This is a genomic window from Kribbella alba (genome assembly GCF_039529635.1).
GTDB lineage: Bacteria > Actinomycetota > Actinomycetes > Propionibacteriales > Kribbellaceae > Kribbella > Kribbella alba.
The window spans coordinates 888785-910439 of the sequence record NZ_BAAANE010000007.1 but is presented as its reverse complement, the minus strand read 5'-3'; the positions used below and the strand labels follow the sequence as shown (position 1 = coordinate 910439).

20 protein-coding genes are annotated in these 21655 nt (G+C 68.4%); 11 read left to right on the top strand and 9 right to left on the bottom strand.

Annotation, left to right across the window (positions count from 1 at the left end; translation table 11 throughout):
- Positions 1-4: 4 nt before the first annotated feature.
- The 3 genes from xth (at position 5) to ABD210_RS22155 (ending at position 4627) form a co-directional block, all read left to right on the top strand.
- On the top strand, positions 5-808 hold the full coding sequence (gene xth, locus ABD210_RS22165; RefSeq protein ID WP_344113831.1) for an exodeoxyribonuclease III: 804 nt from the start codon (positions 5-7) through the stop codon (positions 806-808).
- Between the two features lie 58 nt (positions 809-866).
- The gene (locus ABD210_RS22160; RefSeq protein ID WP_344113830.1) at positions 867-2939 is read left to right on the top strand and encodes a S9 family peptidase; all 2073 of its coding nucleotides are present in this window, start codon (positions 867-869) and stop codon (positions 2937-2939) included.
- Positions 2940-3667: 728 nt separating this feature from the next.
- Positions 3668-4627 carry a sigma-70 family RNA polymerase sigma factor gene (locus tag ABD210_RS22155; protein WP_344113829.1) on the top strand — a complete coding sequence of 320 codons (960 nt, stop codon included), beginning with the start codon at positions 3668-3670 and terminating at the stop codon, positions 4625-4627.
- 203 nt (positions 4628-4830) lie between these two features.
- Here the strand turns inward: ABD210_RS22155 and ABD210_RS22150 are convergent, their stop codons facing one another.
- Together ABD210_RS22150 and ABD210_RS22145 are read right to left on the bottom strand one after the other, a co-directional pair.
- On the bottom strand, positions 4831-5550 hold the full coding sequence (locus tag ABD210_RS22150; protein WP_344113828.1) for an HAD family hydrolase: 720 nt from the start codon (positions 5548-5550) through the stop codon (positions 4831-4833).
- A 43-nt stretch (positions 5551-5593) separates the two neighbouring features.
- Positions 5594-6982 (bottom strand): CPBP family intramembrane glutamic endopeptidase, encoded by a 1389-nt coding sequence (locus tag ABD210_RS22145; RefSeq protein WP_344113827.1) that lies wholly within the window; start codon positions 6980-6982, stop codon positions 5594-5596.
- A 202-nt stretch (positions 6983-7184) separates the two neighbouring features.
- On the opposite strand from ABD210_RS22145, the gene ABD210_RS22140 reads away from it, so the two are divergent.
- The 3 genes from ABD210_RS22140 to ABD210_RS22130 all read left to right on the top strand — a co-directional run bounded on the left by ABD210_RS22140 (position 7185) and on the right by ABD210_RS22130 (position 10479).
- Positions 7185-8153: a Dyp-type peroxidase gene (locus tag ABD210_RS22140; protein WP_344113826.1), complete on the top strand. Its 969-nt coding sequence runs from the start codon at positions 7185-7187 to the stop codon at positions 8151-8153.
- Positions 8154-8228: 75 nt separating this feature from the next.
- On the top strand, positions 8229-9806 hold the full coding sequence (locus ABD210_RS22135) for an ATP-dependent DNA ligase (RefSeq protein WP_344113825.1): 1578 nt from the start codon (positions 8229-8231) through the stop codon (positions 9804-9806).
- Complete coding sequence (locus tag ABD210_RS22130) at positions 9796-10479, top strand: class I SAM-dependent methyltransferase (RefSeq protein ID WP_344113824.1); 684 nt, start codon at positions 9796-9798, stop codon at positions 10477-10479. Before ABD210_RS22135 ends, ABD210_RS22130 begins: the two co-directional genes overlap by 11 nt.
- A gap of 3 nt (positions 10480-10482) precedes the next feature.
- Here ABD210_RS22130 and ABD210_RS22125 read toward each other — a convergent pair whose 3' ends face one another.
- Entirely contained in the window at positions 10483-11040 is a 558-nt protein-coding gene (locus tag ABD210_RS22125; protein ID WP_344113822.1) for an NUDIX domain-containing protein, read from the bottom strand.
- 52 nt (positions 11041-11092) lie between these two features.
- On the opposite strand from ABD210_RS22125, the gene ABD210_RS22120 reads away from it, so the two are divergent.
- On the top strand, positions 11093-11962 hold the full coding sequence (locus ABD210_RS22120; RefSeq protein WP_344113821.1) for a helix-turn-helix domain-containing protein: 870 nt from the start codon (positions 11093-11095) through the stop codon (positions 11960-11962).
- A 67-nt stretch (positions 11963-12029) separates the two neighbouring features.
- Here ABD210_RS22120 and ABD210_RS22115 read toward each other — a convergent pair whose 3' ends face one another.
- From ABD210_RS22115 to ABD210_RS22100, 4 genes are all read right to left on the bottom strand, one after another.
- Positions 12030-12872, bottom strand: a complete 843-nt coding sequence (locus tag ABD210_RS22115; RefSeq protein ID WP_344113820.1) for an alpha/beta fold hydrolase — start codon at positions 12870-12872, stop codon at positions 12030-12032.
- Positions 12873-13040: 168 nt separating this feature from the next.
- The gene (locus ABD210_RS22110) at positions 13041-13619 is read right to left on the bottom strand and encodes a flavodoxin family protein (RefSeq protein ID WP_344113819.1); all 579 of its coding nucleotides are present in this window, start codon (positions 13617-13619) and stop codon (positions 13041-13043) included.
- On the bottom strand, positions 13612-14490 hold the full coding sequence (locus ABD210_RS22105) for a universal stress protein (protein WP_344113817.1): 879 nt from the start codon (positions 14488-14490) through the stop codon (positions 13612-13614). Before ABD210_RS22105 ends, ABD210_RS22110 begins: the two co-directional genes overlap by 8 nt.
- A 269-nt stretch (positions 14491-14759) precedes the next feature.
- Positions 14760-15416 carry a response regulator gene (locus ABD210_RS22100; protein WP_344113815.1) on the bottom strand — a complete coding sequence of 219 codons (657 nt, stop codon included), beginning with the start codon at positions 15414-15416 and terminating at the stop codon, positions 14760-14762.
- 74 nt (positions 15417-15490) lie between these two features.
- Here ABD210_RS22100 and ABD210_RS22095 point away from each other — a divergent pair, with 74 nt between their 5' ends.
- The 4 genes from ABD210_RS22095 to ABD210_RS22080 all read left to right on the top strand — a co-directional run bounded on the left by ABD210_RS22095 (position 15491) and on the right by ABD210_RS22080 (position 19693).
- Positions 15491-15955, top strand: a complete 465-nt coding sequence (locus tag ABD210_RS22095) for a pyridoxamine 5'-phosphate oxidase family protein (protein ID WP_344113814.1) — start codon at positions 15491-15493, stop codon at positions 15953-15955.
- A 63-nt stretch (positions 15956-16018) separates the two neighbouring features.
- The gene (locus ABD210_RS22090; RefSeq protein WP_344113813.1) at positions 16019-17773 is read left to right on the top strand and encodes a GAF domain-containing sensor histidine kinase; all 1755 of its coding nucleotides are present in this window, start codon (positions 16019-16021) and stop codon (positions 17771-17773) included.
- A gap of 327 nt (positions 17774-18100) precedes the next feature.
- On the top strand, positions 18101-18571 hold the full coding sequence (locus ABD210_RS22085) for a GyrI-like domain-containing protein (protein WP_344113812.1): 471 nt from the start codon (positions 18101-18103) through the stop codon (positions 18569-18571).
- Between the two features lie 9 nt (positions 18572-18580).
- Complete coding sequence (locus ABD210_RS22080) at positions 18581-19693, top strand: CHASE3 domain-containing protein (protein ID WP_344113811.1); 1113 nt, start codon at positions 18581-18583, stop codon at positions 19691-19693.
- Positions 19694-20066: 373 nt separating this feature from the next.
- Here the strand turns inward: ABD210_RS22080 and ABD210_RS22075 are convergent, their stop codons facing one another.
- Together ABD210_RS22075 and ABD210_RS22070 are read right to left on the bottom strand one after the other, a co-directional pair.
- Positions 20067-20486, bottom strand: a complete 420-nt coding sequence (locus ABD210_RS22075; protein WP_344113810.1) for a CBS domain-containing protein — start codon at positions 20484-20486, stop codon at positions 20067-20069.
- Positions 20487-20575: 89 nt separating this feature from the next.
- Positions 20576-21463 (bottom strand): SDR family oxidoreductase, encoded by an 888-nt coding sequence (locus ABD210_RS22070; protein WP_344113808.1) that lies wholly within the window; start codon positions 21461-21463, stop codon positions 20576-20578.
- Positions 21464-21655 lie beyond the last annotated feature (192 nt).

Genomic DNA, 21655 nt, shown 5'->3' with positions numbered 1-21655 from the left:
TCGCGTGCTGAAGGTTGCGACCGTCAATGTCAACGGGGTCCGGGCTGCCTACCGTCGCGGCATGGCGGCCTGGCTGGAGACGACGGACCCTGATCTGCTGCTGATGCAGGAGGTTCGCGCGACAGATGAGGTCTTGCGGGACCACCTCGGCGGCGACTGGCACCTCGCCCATGCCGAGCCCGTGATCGACGGCAGCAAGGGCCGCGCGGGTGTCGCCGTGGCGAGCCGCCGGCCGATCAAGGCGGAGACCCGGGACATCGGGCCGGAGCGGTTCGCCGGGTGCGGCCGTTGGGTCGAGGCGGACGTGGTGCTTGACGACGGATCGACGCTTACCGCGATCAGCACCTACGTGTTCACGGGCGAGTTCGAGACACCCCCGCGGCAGGCCGAGAAGTACGCGTTCCTGGACGCGATCAGCAAGCGTCTGACCGGCCTGCGAGCGGACGGCCGCCACGTGCTGATGTGCGGCGACCTCAACATCGCGCACCGCGAGGTCGACCTGAAGGCCTGGAAGGCGAACCGGAAGAAGAGCGGGTTCCTGCCGGAGGAACGAGCCTGGCTGGACAGCCTGTTCGAGTCCGGCTGGGTGGATCTCGGCCGCCGGTTCGGTGGCGAGGGACCCGGGCCGTACTCCTGGTGGTCGTGGCGTGGCAAGGCCTTCGACAACGATGCGGGCTGGCGGATCGACTACCAGATCGCCTCCCCCGAACTGGCCCGAACCGCCGCCGGTTGCGTGGTCGATCGGGCCCCGACCTACGCCGAACGGTGGAGTGACCACGCGCCCGTCGTCGCGACGTACGCGATCTGAAATGAGCGCGCCGGGAATCGGAGTGAGCGCTCCCGGCTGACGCTGTAATGTCGCTCGCATGTCCGAGTTGAAGCCTCCTGTCGCTGACCGTAAACCGATCGAACGTAGTCATCACGGGGATGTGTTCGTCGATGACTACGAGTGGTTGCGGGACAAGACCGACGAAGAGGTCCTGGGCTACCTGCGGTCCGAGAACGAGTACACGCAGGCGCGCACGGCCCACCTGGAATCGTTGCGTCAGGCAATCTTTCAGGAGGTCTCCGACCGCACCCTGCAGACCGACCTGAGCGTTCCGGCCAGGCGTGGCGGGTACTGGTACTACACCCGCACCGTCGAGGGGAAGCAGTACGCGATCAGTTGCCGGGTCAAGGTGGACGGCGACGAACCGCCCGCGACCGACGGCCAGATCCCCGGCGAGGAGGTGCTGCTCGACGGCAACGAGGTCGCCGGTGATTCGGAGTTCTTCTCGCTGGGCACGGTCGACGTCGCCCCCGACGGCCGGCTGCTCGCCTACTCCACCGACCTGACCGGCGACGAGCGGTTCACCCTGCGGATCAAGGACCTTTCGACCGGCGAGCTGCTGCCGGACGAGCTCCCCGAGGTGCACTACGGCTCGGCCTGGTCCGCCGATGGTTCGACCATCTTCTACACGAAGGTGGACGATGCGTGGCGGCCGTACCAGGTCTGGCGGCACACCCTGGGGCAGACCGAAGACGTGCTCGTGATGGAGGAGTCGGACGAGCGCTTCTGGGTCGGCGTCGACCTGACCAGGAACGAGCAGGCCATCCAGATCAGCCTCGGCAGCAAGCTCACGAGTGAGGTCTGGCTGCTCGACGCGCAGGACCCGACCGGCGAGCCCGTCGTGGTCGCGCCGCGGCGTGAGGGCGTCGAGTACGACGTCGAGCACGCGGGCGACCAACTGCTGATCGTGCACAACGCGGACGCGGCGAACTTCTCCCTCGCGACCGCCTCACTGGACTCCCCCGGCGACTGGTCCACTTTGATCCAGGGCGACGACTCGAGCCGGCTGCTCGGTGTGGACGCCTTCGCGAACCACGTGATCCTCTGCCGCCGGCGCGACGCCCTCACCGAGCTGGCGATCATGCGCCGCGAGGACGGCTCCTTCGGGTCGCCCGAGGTGCTCACGTTCGACGAGCCGATCTACACGGTCTCCCCCGGCCGCAACGACGAGTGGCAGGACACCCGGTACCGGTTCGGCTACACCTCGCTCGTGACACCCAGCACGACGTACGACGTGGACGTGGTCAGCGGGGAACGCCGGTTGCTCAAGCAGCAGCCCGTCCTCGGTGGCGTCGACCTCAGCGCGTACACGCAGTACCGGGAGTGGGCCACGGCGCCGGACGGGACGCAGGTGCCGATCTCGATGGTCGCGCGCAAGGACGTCGCCAAGGACGGGAACGCGCCGGTCGTGCTCTACGGGTACGGCTCGTACGAGAGCTCGATGGACCCGTGGTTCTCGATCCCGCGGCTGTCGCTGCTGGACCGGGGTGTGGTCTTCGCGATCGCCCACGTCCGCGGCGGTGGCGAGCTCGGCCGGCAGTGGTACGACAACGGCAAGACGTTGACCAAGCGGAACACCTTCACGGACTTCATCGCGGCCGCCGAGCACCTGGTCAAGGAAGGCTGGACCCGGCCGGAGCGGATCGTCGCGCAGGGCGGCAGCGCGGGCGGCCTGCTGATGGGCGCGGTCGCGAACCTCGCCCCGCACGCCTTCGGTGGAGTCGTGGCCGAGGTGCCGTTCGTGGACGCGCTGACCACGATCCTCGACCCCTCGCTGCCGTTGACGGTGATCGAGTGGGAGGAGTGGGGCAACCCACTGGAGGACCCCGAGGTCTACCGGTACATGAAGTCCTACTCGCCGTACGAGAACGTGAGCGCCCAGCAGTATCCGCGGATCCTGGCGATCACCAGCCTGAACGACACCCGCGTCTTCTTCGTCGAGCCGGCCAAGTGGGTGGCGAAGCTGCGAGCCACCGCGGCCGGTGAGGTCGACGTCCTGCTGAAGACCGAGATGGAGGCCGGCCACGGCGGCCGCAGCGGCCGGTACGACGCGTGGCGGGAGATCGCGTTCACCCTGGCCTGGGAGCTGGACGTGCTCGGCCTGGTCTGAGCTCGAGGTGGCCCGGGTCCACGGATCCGGGCCACCGTCGTACTGCGGGTCCTAGTGGAGATGGTCCCCGGCCCGGTTTGGCGACACCTGAGGCCCTTGGCGGAGCCGCAGCAACGGCCGCTGGGCAATTCCACCAGCAAGCTCGCGAAGATTCAGCTGATCCACGAATATGCCCGTCGGCTGCCGGCCGGGGTCGACGTCCGTGTCGTCTAACCCGGAGTTCGTTCCGGCACGGATCAGCCAGGAATGCCGGCGTTGTCTCCCGGTTCGCGATGCGGTCGGTGATGCCGGTGCTGACCAGAACCCGCTCGCGGCCAGCCCGGCCGACGGCGCGTTGAACCGCAGGGCCCGCCCCTGCCGTGGCCTGGTCGTTTCCCCGGGAAGACGGCGGGTACCTGAAACGTTGTTCCAGAGTGTGAGGTTGCCGTGATGGTGTGTGCTGCAACACATCCGGGCGGCCGCATCGCTGACAGGACAACGGTCGCCTGGCGTCAACCGCGTCGTGTGCGAAGGCGTCCAAAGACCGGAAACCCAGTAGATCAAGCAATTCTGCACGCTAAGCGGTTTACGCGCGCAGAATCGGTCCGCTCGCGGGATTCCCGATGTGGTGTCGGATGAGGAACGGTGCCGGGAAATCTCAGGGAACGTTCAGGCTGTTTACACACTCATCATGGAATCTTGAACCTCACTCGAGCGTTGCTCTCCATGTAACGACGAAGGGAGTTTCGGTGGCTCGCATGGCTCGCGTCCGGTCAACGGACGACGGAATCGACGGCAAGGACAGCGTCGGTCTCTACCTGGAAGAGATCGCTCGCACCCCTTTGCTGACCGCAGAAGAAGAGGTCGAGCTCGCTGAGACGGTCGAGGCAGGGCTCCTGGCGGAGCAACTGCTGGCCGAGGGGCGGGTTGGACGCAAGAAGGGCGGAGCGCCCAAATATGCGACGGAGGAAGAGCTGCAGTGGCTGGCTGAAGAGGGCCAGCGCGCGCAGCAGCGGTTCGTGACCGCCAACCTCCGACTGGTGGTGTCGATCGCCCGCCGCTACGGACGGTCCCAGATGCCGCTCCTGGACCTGGTCCAGGAAGGCAACACGGGCCTGATCCGCGCGGTGGAGAAGTTCGACTACCGCAAGGGATTCAAGTTCTCGACGTATGCCACCTGGTGGGTGCGTCAGGCCATCACGCGCGGGATCGCGCAGCAGGCCCGGGTGGTCCGGCTGCCGGTGCACGTGGTGGAGCAGCTGAACCAGATCGGTTCCGCCCGGCGCACGCTGGAGCGCAAGCTCGGGCGGGAGCCGGAGATCGAGGAGATCGCGGCGGAGCTGGACCTGGAGGTCGAGCGGGTCACCGACCTGATCCGGATCGGCCGGGACCACATCAGCCTGGACAACCCGATCGACGACGAGGGTGAGACCTCACTGGGCGACCTGATCGCGGCCGAGACCGCGCCGGGCCCGGACCAGCTGGTCGCCGACGCGTCGGACCGCTCGGGCCTGTTCAGCCTGGTCGACCAGCTCGACCCGCGGTCGGCGGACGTGATCCGGCGCCGCTACGGCCTGCACGACGGCCGCCAGGCGAAGCTGGCCGACATCGGCGCGGTGCACGGCATCTCCGCCGAGCGGGTGCGGCAGATCGAGCGCGAGGCGCTAGGGCGGCTCCGGCTGCTCGCCGACCCGACTCTGGCCGCCTAGGACCGAGCCCCTGGACAGCTAGCCGACTGAACCCCACCCCAAGGACCCCCGCCCTCCCCGGCCGGGGGTCCTTCTGTACTCCGTACTACGCCGGCAACCCCGTGCTGCGTCCCCTGCAGCGCGGGGTTGCCGGCGTCCCAGGCCTCGCTCGACGCCCGCGTCAGGCGGCTCGCCGGCAGGCGACCCTGGGCGACCGACGTGGGTCAGGCGGCATTCCAGGTGTCTACGAGAGCGGGGAGCTCCGAGAGGCGCTGGATGGTGGCGTCCGGGACTCCCTCGGTGTGGCCTATCTGGTTGGTCGGGATCGCGCTGTGCGGAATGTGGACGGCGCGCATGCCGACGTTCTGGGCGCCCCAGACGTCGTCGAACAGCCGGTCGCCGACGAAGAGACAACGGGCCGGCTCCGTGAGCCCGGTCGCGTGCATCGCCGCGAGGAACGCCTCGGGGTGCGGCTTCGTCCAGGGGACCTCGCTGGTGTAGACCGCACCGTCGAACAGCTCGAGCACGCCGTCCCGGGCGAAGATGTCCTCGTGCCGCTGCCGCGACCAGATCGTGTTCGAGAGCACTCCCAGCTTCAGCCCACGGTCGCGCAGCTGGTGCAGCGTCCGCACTGCGTCCGGATCCAGCTCGGTGTGGGGATGCCACTGACGCTCGTACTCCGCGAGGGCGGCCGGGGTCATCGCCACCTCGGCCAGCAGGCAGACCTCCTCCAGCGTGCTGCTGACGTGCTCGTCGCGGGAGCGCAGCCAGACGGACTCCTCGGCCGCGACCAGCTTGGCCGCCAGCTCCTCGGCCCGCGCCTCGTCGATCAGCTCCGCCACGGACCGCCACACGGCGTACAGGTCGATGGTGTGCCAGGTCGCCAGGGTGCCGCCCCAGTCGAACAGCACGGCCTCGATCGGTTCCTTCTCCACGTTCGTCACGGCGCCTAGGTTGCCAGACGGCGCGGACAATCTCCTCCGGATATCAGCTGACCCGGGCGATCTGCTTCCGCTTGGCCAGCCACAGCACCGCGAACGCGTAGAAGGCCAGGCAGGGGATGTCGGTCACGAACAAGGTCCAGGGGCCGGCGCCCTGATCGGCCCAGCCGTCCAGCTGACCGGTTGCCGCAGGCAACAAGAAGGCGACGATGTTGTTCATCGCGTGCAACGCGATGCCGGACTCCAGGCCCCCGGTCCGGATGGAGAGCCACCCGACAGTCATCGCGAACAGGAAGATGTCGGCCATCGCCCAGCCTGTGTAGCCGTGGGCCGAGACGAAGAGGGCGCTGCTGATCACCAGAGCAGGCCAGGGCGACCGCAGGATGCGCTTGAACACGTTGTCGGCATTCTGTGGGCCATACGCGCCGATCGCCTGAACCAGCCAGCCGCGGAAAACGAACTCCTCGGCCGCGGACTGGAACGGCACCAGCAGCAGGATCAGCAGAGCCGGACCGATGAAACTGGCGAACCCGACCCAGGATCCGGAGTCCTGCGGTGAGGAATCGGCATTCGGGAAGATCGCATCGACTGCTATGCCGAGACCGTAGGAAAGCGCGAGGTAACCGAGAGCGGGCACGCAGCACAGCAGGAGCCACCGCAGCCGCAGGCGGTTCACGACCGACGCGACGCTCCACGCCGGCCGGCGCTGCACGATCCGGGCCACCAGGAGGACCGCGGGCGTCAGGACGCCGAGCATCACCAGGGTGGCGGCCAGGTTCTCGAGGGGGCTGGGGAAGATGTTGTTGCCCTCTGGCTGCGGGAAGTCACCGGCGACCAGCAGGTGCACGATCGCCCAAGCCACGAGCACGGCTGCGGTCAGGAAGAAGGCCAGGACGGCGAGCAGCAAGGTGCCGACCAGCGGGCGCCACCAGCGGTGGACTGCGTTGCGAGCGAGCCGGTGGTACGGCTCGCCGGGCGGTGCCGGGAAGACCTTTGGTTCGACCGGTCGCGCGCCGTAGGGCCAGTACTGCGGCTGCTGCGGCTGCTGCAGCCAAGGTTGCTGCTGCCAGTGCTGCTGACCCCAGGGAGCAGGCTGCTGCTGATCCCAAGGCGCGGGAGGCTGCGGGCCCCAACCAGGTGGCGGCGGACCCCACTGCCCGGGCGGCTGCTGGGGACCCCACTGCCCGGGCGGCTGCTGGGGACCCCGCTGGCCGGGTTGTTGCTGCTGGGGCGGCTGGCCCTGTTGTTGCTGCTGTGGTGCCCACCGAGCCGGGGGCTGCTGGCCTTCCGGGGGCGGGGGCTGCTGGCCTCGCTGAGGCGGGGGTTGCTGGGCTGCCCAGGGAGGTGGCTGGTCCGGCGACCAGAAGCCTGGTCCCTCGTGGCCAGGCCCCGAAGGCGGTTGCTCGGGCGGCGGTGCGCCCGGGTTCGATCCCATGGCGAGACTCTATGAGATCCGTCCAAGCGAGGTGTGGGTGACTTCCGAGCGCCCTATCTGACCGACACGCTCGGCATCGCGGCCGTGATCGCCTTCCTGGCCGGCTGATGCGACCCACCTGACGCGGCGTTGACCGCTCTGATGCATGCTGACGATCGACTGCTTGTGCCGGCTTCGTGAATCCGTGAAGGGGAGAACCTAGATGGTCACCGATCCGACTCCTGGACCGTACGCGTCGACCCGTGCGTTGCCGCAGTCCGTCCTCGTCCCACTGACCGGAGCTGCGATCTTCCTGGTCGTTCGGATCGAGCCGGGCGGCGAAGACGCGGCACGAGGCTTGCTGGAGCGCGTCACCGGGCTGACCCGTGCCGTCGGGTTCCGGGTGCCCGCGGGCAATCTCTCGTGTGTCACGAGCATCGGCTCCGAGCTCTGGGACCGGCTGTTCAGTGGTCCGCGCCCCGCCAGGCTGCACCCGTTCATCGAGCTGACCGGGGCGAAGCACAAGGCTGTCTCGACACCCGGCGACCTGCTGTTCCATATCAGGGCGGACCAGCTGGACATGTGCTTCGAACTCGCCTCGCAGATCATGAACGAACTGGACGGCGCGGCGACCGTGATCGACGAAGTGCACGGGTTCAAGTACTTCGAGATGCGCGACCTGCTCGGATTCGTCGACGGGACGGAGAACCCGAGCGGCGACGAGGCCGACGAGGCGGTGGTGATCGGCGCGGAGGACCCGTCGTTCGCGGGCGGCAGCTACGTGATCGTGCAGAAGTACCTGCACGACCTGAAGGCGTGGAACTCGATGGCGGTCGAGCAGCAGGAGCACGTGGTCGGACGGACGAAGCTCGAGGACATCGAGCTCGCCGACGACGTGAAGCCGTCGAACTCGCACATCGCGCTGACCGTGATCGAGGACGAGGACGGCAACGAGCTGCAGATCCTGCGCGACAACATGCCGTTCGGCGAGATCGGCACCCAGGAGTTCGGCACGTACTTCATCGGCTACGCCAAGGACCCCGGCGTCACCGAGCTGATGCTGCGCCGGATGTTCCTGGGCGAGCCGGAGGGCAACTACGACCGCATCCTCGACTTCTCCACCGCCGCGACCGGGACGCTGTTCTTCACCCCGTCGGCCAACTTCCTCGATCACCTGCCACCGGCCCCCTGAGTTGCGAATCTCCTTCGGCTCAGGCGCTGACGGGGTTCCCCGGAAATTGTCGGGGGTGTGGGGAACACTGGGGCCATGTTGCTCGCTGATGTGGTCGCCACGTCTACCGCGCTGAGCCAGACCCGGTCGCGCCGGGCGAAGGCTGACCTGATCGCGACCCTGCTCACCACCGCCACCGATCCGGTGGAGACCGAGATCGTCGTGACCTACCTGTCCGGCGAGCTGCGACAGCGCCGTACGGGCGTTGGCTGGCGGACTCTCGCGGACGCTCCGGCCCCCGCGGACAAGCCTTCGCTGACGATCGAGGAGGTCGACCAGGCGTTCGCCGAGCTGAGCTTGTTCGCTGGGACCGGCTCCCAGGCCAAGCGGCGGGACGCGGTCGACGCGCTCTTCAGCCGGGCCACGGCGGAGGAGCAGCAGTTCCTCCGCCAGTTGGTCGGGGGCGAGCTGCGTCAGGGCGCACTCGACGGCGTGATGGCCGACGCGGTCGGCAAGGCCACGGGGATCCCGCTGGACAAGATCCGCGCGGCGACCATGCTGCGCGGCGCAGCGGCTCCCGTCGCGGTGGCTGTGCTGACCGAAGGCGAGGCGGGGCTCGACCAGTTCGGGCTCGAGGTCGGGCGCGGCGTCCAGCCGATGCTCGCGCAGTCCGCCACCAGCATCGCCGAGGCGATGGCCAAGACCGGCAGCCCGGCCGCCATCGAGTGGAAGCTGGACGGCATCCGCATCCAGGTGCATCGCGACGGGGACGAGGTCGTGGTCTACACCCGGACCCTGGACGACATCACCAGCCGGGTGCCGGAGGTCGTCACAGCTGTGCTCGAGCTGAAGGCCGAGCAGGTGGTCCTCGACGGCGAGCTGATCGCGCTGCGTCCGGACGGCCGCCCCGAGGCGTTCCAGGTCACGGGCTCCCGTACTGCGACCCGGGCCGCGACTGGTCCCGAGACGGTGCCGCTGACGCCGTACTTCTTCGACATCCTGCACCTCGACGGGCACGACCTGCTTGGCCTCGACAGCACCGAGCGGCACGAGTGGCTCAGCCACGTGGTCCCCGAGGAGCGGCGGATTCCGCGCTTCGTCACCGAGGATCCCGGAGCGGGCGAGGCGTTCTTCACCGATGCGGTGAAACGCGGCCACGAGGGTGTGATGGTGAAGTCCCTGTCGGTGCCGTATGAGGCCGGCCGGCGTGGCTCCGGCTGGGTCAAGGTCAAACAGACACACACGCTCGACCTCATCGTGCTCGCCGCGGAGTGGGGTCATGGCCGTCGGACGGGCTGGTTGTCCAACCTGCATCTGGGTGCGCGGGACGAGGAGACCGGCGAGTTCGTCATGCTGGGCAAGACCTTCAAGGGGCTGACGGACGAGCTGTTGCGCTGGCAGACCGAGAAGTTCCAGCAGCTCGAGACCGGCCGGGACTCGTACACGGTGTATCTCAGGCCGGAGGTGGTGGTGGAGATCGCCTTCGACGGGGTGCAGAGTTCGACGCGGTATCCCGGTGGGATGGCCTTGCGGTTCGCCCGCGTACTGCGATACCGGGAGGACAAGACACCCGCCGAGGTGGATACAGTTCAGGCGGTGCGAGCCATCCACCGGCCGACGGATGACCACCAACCGACCGACGAGCCCAGTGAAGGACGTACCGATGAGCACTGAGCCCGTTGACCCCGAGGTCGCGACGCGGCAGTTCGCGCGCGAGTCGCTGGCCGCGGACGACCCGACGGGGTGGTTCGAGCGGTTGTACTCGGCAGCCGAGGTTGGCCAGGCCGTCGTACCGTGGGATCGCGGGTCGGCCCACGTCCTGCTGTCGGACTGGATCGCCACCGCCGAGCCGGACGGCACCGGCAAGTCCGCGCTCGTGGTCGGCGCCGGCACGGGCTGGGATGCGGAGCTGATCGCCGATCGCGGCTACGACACGATCGCCTTCGACATCTCGCCGAGCGCGATCGAGACGGCGAAGCGGACCCACCCGGACTCGAAGGCGCAGTACCTCACCGCTGATCTCCTCAACCCGCCGGCGGAGTGGCATCGGGCCTTCGACCTGGTCGTCGAGATCTACACCGTCCAGGCCCTGCCGATCCCGCTCCAGCCGACGGCCATCAGGCAGGTCGGCGAGCAGGTGAGACCTGGTGGAACTCTGCTGGTGATCGCGGCCGCCCGCGACGACGACCTGCCCGACGCCGACATCGAAGGCCCACCCTGGCCACTCACCCGCGCCGCGATCGACTCCTTCGCGATCGCTGACCTCAGGCTGATCCAGCTCGACCGCTTCCCCAGCCCATCGGACCCGACTGTGCTCCGCTGGCGCGCCGAATACCTCCGCGACTGACTCTCACGGAACCGGCTGGCGATCCTGCACCCGGGCCGGACCGCCGCGACGCGATTTGCGTTCGTGCACCCAGCGGACGATGGAGATGTCCGGGCCGTCCGCGCCTTCGAGCGGTTCCCCAGGGTCCCACCAGGTGACTCGCTCGATCTCGACGCTCGGATCGAACTCTCGCAGGGCGTCGACCTCGCACTGATAGATCGCTCCGTACTCCTCGGGCCCGTCGGCCAGCCGGAACTTGGCGATCCCAACATAGGAAAGGGACGGCGGTTCCAGGCCGGTCTCCTCGGCGAGCTCCCGGAGAGCCGCAGCTCGCGCCGTTTCGCCCTCCTCGCGGCTGCCGCCAGGAAGTTCCCACGCCTGCTTCCAGCGATCGAAGACCATCAGGCAGCGCCCTTGATGCCAAACGATGGCAAGCGCCAACGGACAGGCTGCATCAAGCCCGTCGAGAGCCGACTCTTTCCGGATTGCGACGGCCAACAGGGCATTCCCACGCCCGTCCGTGGCGATCACCTCATCCACAACCAGAAGGCTAGCCCGAGTCGGCGCCCAATGGCAGAGCATGGACCGGAAATTCTATGGGAACATATGTTCGAATCTGGGCTAGGCTTGGTCCATGGCAGGGCGGAACGAGCCGGGACCTACGGTGCTGCGGATCATGCTCGGCGCACATCTGCGCCGGTTGCGCGAGCGCAGTGGCGTCACCCGCTCGGACGCCGGCTGGGCGATCCGCTCGTCCGAGTCGAAGATCAGCAGGCTCGAGCTCGGGCGGGTGGGGTTCAAGGAGCGTGATGTCGACGATCTCCTGACCTTGTACGGCGTGACCGATCCCGCTGAGCGAGAGCGCCTGCTGAAGCTGGCTCAGGACGCGAACAACCGCGGTTGGTGGCATCGGTACGGCGGCATCACGCCCGACTGGTTCGACGCGTATCTCGGATTGGAGGCGGCCGCGGAGCTGATCCGCACCTATGAGGTCCAGTTCGTGCCGGGCCTGCTGCAGACCCCGGAGTACACGAGGGCTGTGGCGCGGCTGACGCCTGGCGGTGAGCGGACGGATGCCGAGGTCGAGCAGGTTGTGGCGCTGCGCAGGACCCGCCAGCAAGTGCTCGAGCGAGAGCCGCCGCTGCGCCTCTGGGCCGTGATGGAGGAATCCGTGCTGTGGCGGCCGATCGGCGGAGCACAGGTGGAGCGCGAGCAGCTCGGCGCGTTGATCGAGGCTGTTCGCAAGCCCAACATCACCCTGCAGATCATCCCGACCGGAAGCGCCGGCCACCCGGCCATGGGTGGAGCGTTCAGCGTGCTCCGGTTCCCCGAGCCGGATCTGCCCGACATCGTCTACCTGGAACACCTCACCAGCGCGCTGTACCTCGACAAGCCGGACGATCTCGACGCCTACACCCACATCCTCGACGCACTCGCCGTCTCCGGCCCTCGCCCACAGGAAGCCGAGGCCCAGCTGGCCGCAATCCTCCGGCGACTGGAGTAGGCCCGTCCGCCGTCTGGGGCAGCGCACTCATCGGACAGCGGCAACCACAGCACGGAGCACCCGACCATCACCGACCCGTGTGCTGGACCAGCGCTGCGACGAAGACGTCCCAGAGGGGTCGCGGTACACCGTGGCCTGCCTGCTCGAGTACCAGCAGTTCGGCACCCGGGATCGCGTCGCGCAGCGCCTCGCCGTGAGCGAGTGGGAACAGCGGATCGCGGTCTCCGTGAATCACGAGCGTAGGCGCGGTGATGTCGCCGAAGCTACCTCCGGCCGGGCCGTCGAAGCGCTGGGCATAGTGGTTGGTGAGCGTCGAGGCGATGTTGCGAGCGCGGGCGACATCTTGCTCGACCAGAACGCGCGTGGCCTGCTCGTCGAAGTACGGCGAATCACCTGCCTCCCTCCTGGCCCAGCTCACGATGTAGTCGACTACTGCGGGAAGGTTGTCGAAGTCCGGCTCGGCCGGCGTCGGCTCGGCCGACGACGACCACGTCGGCGGCGGTAGGCCGGGGGCGCCGGTGCTGGTGGAGACGAAGGTCAGGGAGGCGATCCTGGTCGGGTGGTCGACGCCGAGGATGAGGGCGATCCCGCCGGACATCGACTGGGCGACGACATGAGCGCGATCGATGTCCAGCGAGTCGAGGATGCCGAGCGCGTCGCGGGCGAGATCGCTCAGCGCGTAGGCGGGACGCCCGGGCGGGTAGTTCGTGGATCGGCCGGTGTCCCGGTTGTCGTAGCGGATGACGTAGCGACCGTGCGCCGCGATCCGACGGCACAGCTCGGCTTCCCACCAGAGCATCGACGCTGCCCCACCCTGGATAAGCAGCACGCCCGGATCGGCTGGATCGCCGAAGGTCTCGACGCAGAGCTCGACGTCCCCGAGCCGCACGAGTTGGTCATTGGTAGGCATAGTCGGGACTGTAGGAGGCGCCTCGGCATCGTGAAAAGCGATGATCTCCGATGCTTTTGATCGGTAGCACCGATAGTTTGGGATCATCGCCTGACATCGAGCTCGGTCATCCGCCGCGGTGGCCGGTGTGGCCGACGAGGGGGGACGTTCCCTGCTTACGAAGGGGACTCAGGCGGTGTGGCGGTGGTCGGTGTCGCCAGGGCTGGTGTCGGCCGTGTTCGGGCGGGTTTGCGAGTGGAGGCTGAGGGCCAGTTGCTCGCCCCACTCCCGGGCCCGGATCAGCTCGCCCGGAACCAACGGACCCAAAGCATCCTCGACCAGGAAGCCGGCCGGGTCGGCGAGGAACTTGTAGCCCCTCCGATCGAGCACCCTCGCGGCTGACTTCGCCGCCGATCCCGGCATCCAGCGTGACTTCGCCAGCCGGGTGTCAAAGGTCGCGGCCAGACCCTGGCGATGGCGCAACTGGTCCAGCCAGTCCCGGATGCCCGTGTGGAGCGGCATCACCACAGGCCCCTGGGCCGAAGCACTGAGGACCCGACCGGCGTGCCTGCTCATCCCGAAGGCGTGGGTAGGACCGCCGACAACCAGCAACTCCAGCTCCGCAGGCAACACCACAGGCGCCCGGTCGACGCGGACGAGTTCGACCTGCAGGGACGAACGCAGTCCCGCGCAGATCGCCCCGGCGATCCGCTCGGTATTGCCGAAGAGGGACTCGTAGACCACCAGAGCCCGGACCGGGTCAGACATGATTCTCCAGCGATTGATCAAAGGGGTAAGCGGTATCGGCCCGCTCGTCGACGGCTTGATGCGGTACGACGGCCACGGGGCAACTCATGCCTGCCACCGTGCGCCGGACCACCGGATCACCGATAGGTAGCAACCCGGCCGGCGCCCCGACCACGACCAGACCGACCTGCCGCCCCTCCTGCACCAAGGCCTCGACCACCGGCCGCCCGGTCAGGAAGCGGGTGACCTTGACCTCGGGAAATCGCTGGGCCCAGTCCGCCAGGGTTTCCGACACACTCAGCTCGTCCGTGCTCGACAGGTCCCGGCCGTGGCGCGGCGCATGCTGGGCGTGAACCACCGTCAGACCGCCGGCGCGATCTGCCGCGGTCCGGAAGGCGAACTCGACCGCGTCCAGCGACAACGGCGTACCGTCGATGCCCACAGCAACCTGGCGGTCGAGCTCGGACGTTCGCCAGGTGGCGGGCACCACGATCACCGGACAACCTGTGCGTGCGGTCAAGAAGATGTCGCCGTGCGCCGTGACGAGCCGCTGCGGCCCGCGGACCGGAGTCCGGCCGACCACCAGCACCCGGGCGTCGCGGGCCACCTTGGCCAGCGCCTTCAGTCGCGAACCCTCCACAGCGACGGAGTCCAGCTGAAGGTGTGATCCGGCGAGGTGCCGGACCTGCGCGACCGCAGTACGGAGGAGATCGGCGGGTGACTGCCACTCGCCGGAGACGGGGAGCAGGCTGTAGGGCTGGTACGGCGCGGCGAGCAGGAGGCCGCTGCCGGAGCGCATCGCTTCACGACAGGCGTACTCGACGACGCGGCGTCCTTCGGCGCTGCCGTCGACCTCGACGACCACCGGCCCCGTCCGTGCCCAGCTCTCCATCAGATCCTCGCCTTCACGCTCCCTCGAGGATCTCGTCCGGGGGCTGTCGCGCAGCAGGGCACGGCGTCTCTCATCGACGGGACCGAAGGCCATCGCCACAGGGACTTTCGACCTTCCCCTGCCGCCGCGGAGTGCGGTGGAGCGACGCGGCCGGCAGCGCATCCCCGCCTGCTTGGGACCACGATCGGTTAGGGACTTTCGGCCCTAGTGCGGCTGCCTGTCAGCCAGCCACGCTGGTTCACCTCATGTCGAACCTCGGCTGGCACCGATCACCGCGGCGGACGGCGCTTGGCGCGTTCCACCGCGTAGACGGCCGCCTCCGTGCGACGTTCCATCCCGAGCTTGCGGAGCAGGCCGGAGACGTAGTTCTTCACCGTCTTCTCTGCCAGGAAAAGGGTCTCGGCGATCTGCCTGTTCGTCTTTCCCTCGGCGATCAGGTCGAGGATCTTGCGCTCCTGGTCGGTGAGCGACTTGTACCGCGGGTCGTCGTCCTCGTCGTCGGGATTGCGCAACCGGTCCAGGACCGCGGTCGTCATGGCAGGGTCGAGCAAGGACTCCCCCGCCGCCAACCGGCGTACGGCGCCGATCAGGTCTGTGCCGCTCACCTGCTTCAGCAGGTAGCCGGCGGCACCGGCCATGATCGCGGTGAACAGTGCCTCGTCATCGGAGAACGACGTCAGCATCAGGCAGGCCGGCGGCCGGTCCATCGACGAGCGGATCTCCCGGCAGACCGTGATTCCGTCGCCGTCGGGCAGCCGCACATCGAGCACCGCCACGTCAGGTTGCAGCGCCGGAACCCGGGCGATGGCCTGTGCGGCGGTGGATGCCTCGCCCGCCACCTCGATGTCGGACTCGCTCTCCAGCAGTTGCCGAAGTCCCAGCCGGACCACCTCGTGGTCGTCGAGCAGGAAAACCTTGATCGTCATACCGACTCGCTCCCGGGATCACGGACTCGCCAGGTGCCCAGACTAGACCGCATCCGTCGCTCGGAGGCGGTTCGATGAACGGCTGTTCCCGACGCTTCGACCAGTCGGGGCTGGAGATCCTCAGCGCGGCCGAGTGCCACAAGTTGCTCGGATCGGTCCGGGTCGGCCGGCTTCTGTTCACCAGCGCCGCATTGCCCACTGTCCGGCTGGTCAATTTCGTCGTGGACGCCGACACGATCGTCTTCGCGACAGCTGACGCCGACAGGTACCGCGCCGCCGAGCGAGGAGACGTGGTCGCGTTCGAGGTCGACGACATCGACCTGGACGAACACGGCGGCTGGACCGTCACCGCGGTCGGGCATCTGTCCGTCGTGGACGCCGACGAATTCGAGGACCTGCTGCAGACACTGCCGCGACGGCCGTGGCCGCCGGATCGCGAACGGCACTTGATCCGGCTCGGCATCGAGTCGCTGGACGGACGCCGGCTCGTCGCGTGGGTCCAACGGCACGAGGATCCGCGGCAGGACGAGCTGCACTGACCGCTACGCGGGGCGACTTGGGAGCGGTTCCCAACCGTCGGTTGCCGCCGTACGGTGGACGCCATGGGTGGGCGGGAAGGGCATCACCGGGGATTGTGGGATGAAGGCGCGCTGGAATCCGCCGGGCTGAGCAGAGTGCGGCTCGACGCGTTGCTGCAGGAACTCCTGGGGCGCGTCGACGAGATCGTGGGCTCCCAGGAGCGGCTCCGGAACCTGCTCGACGCGGTGGTCGGGATCGGTTCCGACCTCGACCTGACCAGCACGCTGGACCGGATCGTGACGGCGGCCTGTGACCTTGTCGGCGCCCAATACGGCGCGCTCGGCGTCGTCGGCCATGACGGCAAGCGTCTCATCCGTTTCATCACCCACGGACTGACCGCCGAGGCGATCGCCGACATCGGGCCCTCCCCCGAGGGTCACGGGATTCTCGGTCTGCTGATCGATCACCCGGAGCCGCTCCGGCTCGCCGACCTCGCCGACCACGAGGGGTCGTTCGGTTTCCCACCGAACCATCCGCCGATGCGCAGCTTCCTGGGCGTCCCGATCCGGACCCGCGACCATGCCTACGGCAACCTCTACCTGACCGAGAAGGCCGAGGGTGCCGACTTCACCGAGGACGACGAACGTCTGGTGACCGCACTGGCCGCCGCCGCGGGCGTGATGATCGACAACGCCCGCCTGTACGCCGACAGCGAGCGCCGGCGTCGCTGGCATGAGGTGACGACCGAGATCACCCAGCTCATGCTCGGCGACTTCGACCCGCAGCAGGCGTTGCAGCTGATCGCCAGACGGGCCCGTCAGGTCTCCGGATGCATGCTTGGTGCCGTGCTGCTGCTGGACGGAGATCACCTCGTCGTGGAGGCGGTGGACGGTCCCGCTTCCTTCGAAAAGTACCTCGGCAGGCGGGTGCCGACCGACCGGCCGGTCCTCGGCGATGTGCTCCGTGGCGACGAGCAGGTGGTGGTGGAGGACCTGGCCCAGCTGGCCAAGGAGACGGGGCACCTCTCCGAGACACCCGAACTCGAGGATCTCGGTCGCACCATCTTCGCTCCGCTGCCCCCGGGGTCTGGTAGTGCCGGCGGCATCCTGATGGTCGCCGCCCAGCACGGCGCGGTACTTGGTGTCACGGTCGGGACGGACCTGGTCCGGATGTTCGCCAACCAGGCGACGTTGGCGCTGGACCGGGCGCAGGCCCAGCGGGACCAGTCGATGCTGGCCGTTCTGGAGGACCGGGACCGGATCGCGCGGGATCTGCACGACCTGGTGATCCAGCGCCTCTTCGCGACCGGGTTGCAGCTACAGGGCATGCACCGGATGGTGCGGCCGGACGTGCAGGAGCGGGTCAGCCGGGCCGTCGAGGACATCGATGCCACCATCCGCGATCTGCGTGCGGCGATCTTCGAGCTGCACCACCAGCCGGGACAACGCTCACTGCGGGCAGACGTCCAAGGGCTGGTGGAGGAGTACGCCTCTGCTCTGGGGTTCCGTCCGGAGCTGATCTGCACCGGGCCGATCGACAGCGCGGTCCCGGCGTCGGTGCGACCGCAGATCCTCGCCGCGGTTCGCGAATCCTTGTCGAACGTCGTCCGTCATGCGCAAGCGTCCACGGTGAAGGTCGAGCTCGCGGTGACCAGCGCGGACGTGACCGCCCGGGTGACCGACGACGGCGTCGGCGTCACCTCCTCCGACCGGCGCAGCGGCCTGCGCAATCTGGAGGACCGTGCGGCCGCATTGGGTGGTGCCATACGGCTGGGGTCCAACCAGCCGCACGGCACCGTGCTGGAGTTGCGCGCTCCCCTTCACGCGCCCTCCAGCTGATCAGGAGTCGCCCCTCGATCAGCGCACGATCACAGCCGTGCACATCCCCACGCTCCGGATCAAGGTCGACCGACTCGCCTGGAAGCGGTGACTGTCCTAGGACACACCCAGTGGCCCTGGCCCGCCCGCCTCGGGCCACCAGGTGTTTCCGCTTCCGGCGAGCCGGTCGTTCCCCCTCTGTGACCAGCATCGGCCGCGGACCTGGTCACCGGTCAGAGTCGAAAGTCCCGATCATCCGGGACGGTGGGCCAGGACACAGGGTCTGCCCTGTGGCGATCGTCTGTTGGCGGGTTGAATGGGTATCGGGCAGTCCGAGAGGAGCGCATCATGCAGACGGCTGTGATCGAGACGCGGATTCTCGCCGCGCAACCGACCGCTGTCCGGCGAGCAGTACTTCGGCCCGCCGAGCTGACCAGCTGGTTCGTCGGCGCCTTCGGCGAGGTGTCCGAGTTCCTGCGCAGGCGCGGTGTCCGTGCCTACGGCTTCCCCTTCGCGCGATTCCACACCTGGACCGAGGGCCGCCTGGAAGTCGAAGCGGGCTTCCCGGTCGCAGTACCCGTCGTGAGTGACGGTCAGGCCCAGGCAGCCGTGCTGCCGCCCGGACCGGTCGCCGTGACCCTGTACGTCGGACCAGGCGACAAGACCGGCAGTGCCTACGAACTGCTGGCCGACTGGTTCCAGGCCCACGGCGGCACCCCCGTCGGCGATGCCTGGGAGATCTACCACCACCCTCCGACCGGCGAGCCCACACATCGGCGCATCGAGATCGTGCAGCCCTACCGGCCGACCTGGATCTAATCTGGGCGGATGACAAGGGACGCCGCCGCGGGCACGTCAGTGACCAGCAGGCTCGCGTCCGCCTTGAGGACGTCCTCGCTGCTCCGCCCCCGCACGGTGCGGTCCATCGTTCAACTCGCTGTCGTCTTCTTCCTGGTGCTGCTGTTGCTCAGCGCCGGCGGGAGCGCGGTTGGCCGCCGCCTGGTCGCCGCTGCGCAGCATGACCTGCAGACCAGGCTGATCCCGGCCCAGAAGACGACCGACAACCTCATCAAGGCCTACGTCGATCAAGAGACCGGCCAGCGTGGGTACCTGATCACTGGCGCGGTCGAGTTCCTCGAGCCGTACCGGGCCGGTGAGTCCGCGGCGGCCACGGCACTGGCCGACCTGAAGGACTTCCTCAGCCGGGAAGGGGAGGGCACTCGGTTGGTCGGCGTGGTGGAGGCGGCCGCACTCGAGTGGCAGACGAAGGCGGCTAAGCCAGGGATCACGGCCCGACGCCCGGGCGCCATCCCAGCGGATCAACTGCAGAGGTTCGCTGCCGAAGGCAAGGCTCTGTTCGACCGGCTGCGCTCCGGGCTGGCCGGGCTCAGCGATCATGTGGACGGCCTGGTCTCGCAGGAGCTCGGGCGAATCGCGTCGGCGCAGCGCGCGGCGTACGTGGTCAACGGTCTGGCCATCGTGCTGGCCATCGCGGTCACGGTGCTCTCGATCCCCACCCTGCGACGCCTCATCACGCTGCCGCTCGAGCGCCTCGTCGCGCAGGTTCAAGTCGTTGCGGACGGCTCCTACGACCACGCGATCGCTCCAGGCGGCCCGACCGAGATCAACCAGCTGGCTGAGGCCGTCGAGAAGATGCGCGCAAGTCTGGTGCGGAACTCGCGCGACCTGCTGGCGGCCCGGCAGGTGCTCGCGGTGAACGACGAGCGCGCCCGGATGGCAGCCGACCTGCAGGAACGCACCATCCAGCGCGTCTTCGCCCTCGGCCTGATGCTGAGCTCGGCCGCCGCCCGTGAACCCCGCAACGCGCACACGTACCTGCCGTTCATCGAGGAGACGGACGCCGTCATCCGGGAGCTGCGCGGCGTGATCTTCGACATCAGCCAGGACGACCGAGCCACGGCGAGCGGGCAGCCGGACTGATTCGGTCGCGCTGATCTGCCCGGGGTAGACCGGCTGGGTCCTCACCCGTCGCGGCGCGCCCCGCCGTGCAGCACAAGCAGGTCTTTGCCTGACGACTACGTCGCGGACAGCTCGCCGCGACCTGTCCGCCGATCAGCATCGGCACCTGCACCACACTGTGGACACAGAGCCCGGTGATCATCTGCGCCCACCGCGATCGGCGTCATGCAGTTGGACGGCGATCGCAGCGAACGTCGCGGCCGTCGGCAGCTCCGCCGGGTGGTCCTTGCGTCCGAAAGAACGAGGGCCCTGCACCACGGTTCTTCGGACGCAAGGTGGTCAGCCCATCTAGGTCAACCCTCTGCTGGGTTGCGGACCTGCCAAGCCCTGCCCGCTACGAGGGCTGGGTGATCTCTTCGACTGTGCGGCCGGTGGCCTCGTCCGGCAACGCGCGGGCGATATCGGCTAGTGAGATCATGCCGACGAGGTCGTGCCCGTCGATCACGGGCAGTCGCCGGACCTTGTGCTCGGTCATCGTCCGCAGAGCCTCTTCGATACTGTCGTCGGCGCCGATCGTGACGGGCTTGCCCTGGGCGAGTTGTCCTGCCACCGCGGTGGCAGGGTCGCCGCCCTCAGCGATGCTGCGGACAACGATGTCGCGGTCGGTGAGCACACCCTTGAGGCGGTTGTCCTCGCCACAGATCGGCAACGCTCCGACGTCAAGGTCACGCATCTTCCGCGCGGCAGCGACCAGCGTCTCGTTCTCACCGACGCACTCCGCGCCTGGTGTCATGATTTCGCGTGCCGTGGTCATGATGGTCACCTACCTGCTGTCTGTGTCGCGGGCCTGAGGCGACCCGGTGCCCGGTGATCGAAGCGCTATGCACGCGACGTCGAGGCAACTCAGGGCAGTGGGTTGCCGCCGGTCACGCCGATGCGTTCGCCGGTGATGTAGCTGGCATCATTCGAGGCCAGGAACACGTACGCCGGTGCGAGCTCAGCAGGTTGTCCGGCACGGCCCAGCGGGGTGTCGGCGCCGAACTGCTCCACCTTGTCGGGCGGCATCGTCGCCGGGATCAGTGGCGTCCAGATCGGACCGGGGGCGACGGCGTTGACCCGGATCCCCCGCGGCCCGAGCTCCTGCGCGAGGCCCTTGGTGAAGTTGAGGATCGCGGCCTTCGAGGTCGCGTAGTCCAGCAGTTGCGGGGACGGCTGATAAGCCTGGATCGAAGTCGTGTTGATGATCGAGGATCCCGGCTCCAAGTGTGGCAGCGCGGCCTTGCAGAGCCAGAACATGGCGTAGACGTTCGTCTTCATCACGCGGTCGAACTGCTCGGTGGTGATGTCGGCGATCCCGCTTTGCGACATCTGGTAGGCAGCATTGTTGACCAGGATGTCGAGCCCGCCGAGATCGGAGACGGCTCGCTCGACCAGGTCGACGCAGTGCTGCTCGTCCTGGATGTCACCGGCCACCGCGACGGCCTTGCGGCCTGCGTCCTCCACCAGGCGGCAGGTCTCCCGGGCATCGTCCTCCTCGCTGGGCAGGTACGCGATCAGGACGTCGGCGCCTTCCCGGGCGAAGGCAAGGGCGACCGCTCGACCGATCCCCGAGTCGCCGCCGGTGATGATCGCCCGCTTGTCGGTCAGCTTGCCGGTGCCCCGGTAGCTGTCCTCGCCGTGGTCGGGCTTGAGGTTCATGTCGCGGGTGACACCGGGATGGTCGAGCTGCTCGCTCCCCTGCTGCTCAGGGCCGGGGAATCGGCTGGTCGGGTCCTGCGGTTTGTCAGTCATCTCGTCACTCCCAGGCAAGTCGTCGATTGGCTCCCCCGGGTACCCAGCGCCGACCCCAGGCACTCCCCGTCGGCCGATGCGGTTGCCGATGGCATGCAACCGCATCGGCAACCGCATCGGCCCGCCGGCCGGTCAATACGGTGGAACCGAAGCGATCGGGTGACGGGCGCCGGCAGGGAATCCGGTGGAGAA

What these genes read in the sequence shown, in the direction of transcription:
- ABD210_RS22130 (WP_344113824.1), top strand. Translation starts at nt 9,796, where the DNA reads ATGAGCACTGAGCCCGTTGACCCCGAGGTCGCGACGCGGCAGTTCGCG.
- ABD210_RS22115 (WP_344113820.1), bottom strand. Translation starts at nt 12,872, where the DNA reads ATGCCTACCAATGACCAACTCGTGCGGCTCGGGGACGTCGAGCTCTGC.
- ABD210_RS22100 (WP_344113815.1), bottom strand. Translation starts at nt 15,416, where the DNA reads ATGACGATCAAGGTTTTCCTGCTCGACGACCACGAGGTGGTCCGGCTG.
- ABD210_RS22140 (WP_344113826.1), top strand. Translation starts at nt 7,185, where the DNA reads ATGGTCACCGATCCGACTCCTGGACCGTACGCGTCGACCCGTGCGTTG.
- ABD210_RS22135 (WP_344113825.1), top strand. Translation starts at nt 8,229, where the DNA reads ATGTTGCTCGCTGATGTGGTCGCCACGTCTACCGCGCTGAGCCAGACC.
- ABD210_RS22070 (WP_344113808.1), bottom strand. Translation starts at nt 21,463, where the DNA reads ATGACTGACAAACCGCAGGACCCGACCAGCCGATTCCCCGGCCCTGAG.
- ABD210_RS22090 (WP_344113813.1), top strand. Translation starts at nt 16,019, where the DNA reads ATGGGTGGGCGGGAAGGGCATCACCGGGGATTGTGGGATGAAGGCGCG.
- ABD210_RS22075 (WP_344113810.1), bottom strand. Translation starts at nt 20,486, where the DNA reads ATGACCACGGCACGCGAAATCATGACACCAGGCGCGGAGTGCGTCGGT.
- ABD210_RS22125 (WP_344113822.1), bottom strand. Translation starts at nt 11,040, where the DNA reads ATGCTCTGCCATTGGGCGCCGACTCGGGCTAGCCTTCTGGTTGTGGAT.
- ABD210_RS22160 (WP_344113830.1), top strand. Translation starts at nt 867, where the DNA reads ATGTCCGAGTTGAAGCCTCCTGTCGCTGACCGTAAACCGATCGAACGT.
- ABD210_RS22080 (WP_344113811.1), top strand. Translation starts at nt 18,581, where the DNA reads ATGACAAGGGACGCCGCCGCGGGCACGTCAGTGACCAGCAGGCTCGCG.
- ABD210_RS22120 (WP_344113821.1), top strand. Translation starts at nt 11,093, where the DNA reads ATGGCAGGGCGGAACGAGCCGGGACCTACGGTGCTGCGGATCATGCTC.
- ABD210_RS22085 (WP_344113812.1), top strand. Translation starts at nt 18,101, where the DNA reads ATGCAGACGGCTGTGATCGAGACGCGGATTCTCGCCGCGCAACCGACC.
- ABD210_RS22095 (WP_344113814.1), top strand. Translation starts at nt 15,491, where the DNA reads ATGAACGGCTGTTCCCGACGCTTCGACCAGTCGGGGCTGGAGATCCTC.
- ABD210_RS22145 (WP_344113827.1), bottom strand. Translation starts at nt 6,982, where the DNA reads ATGGGATCGAACCCGGGCGCACCGCCGCCCGAGCAACCGCCTTCGGGG.
- ABD210_RS22110 (WP_344113819.1), bottom strand. Translation starts at nt 13,619, where the DNA reads ATGTCTGACCCGGTCCGGGCTCTGGTGGTCTACGAGTCCCTCTTCGGC.
- ABD210_RS22105 (WP_344113817.1), bottom strand. Translation starts at nt 14,490, where the DNA reads ATGGAGAGCTGGGCACGGACGGGGCCGGTGGTCGTCGAGGTCGACGGC.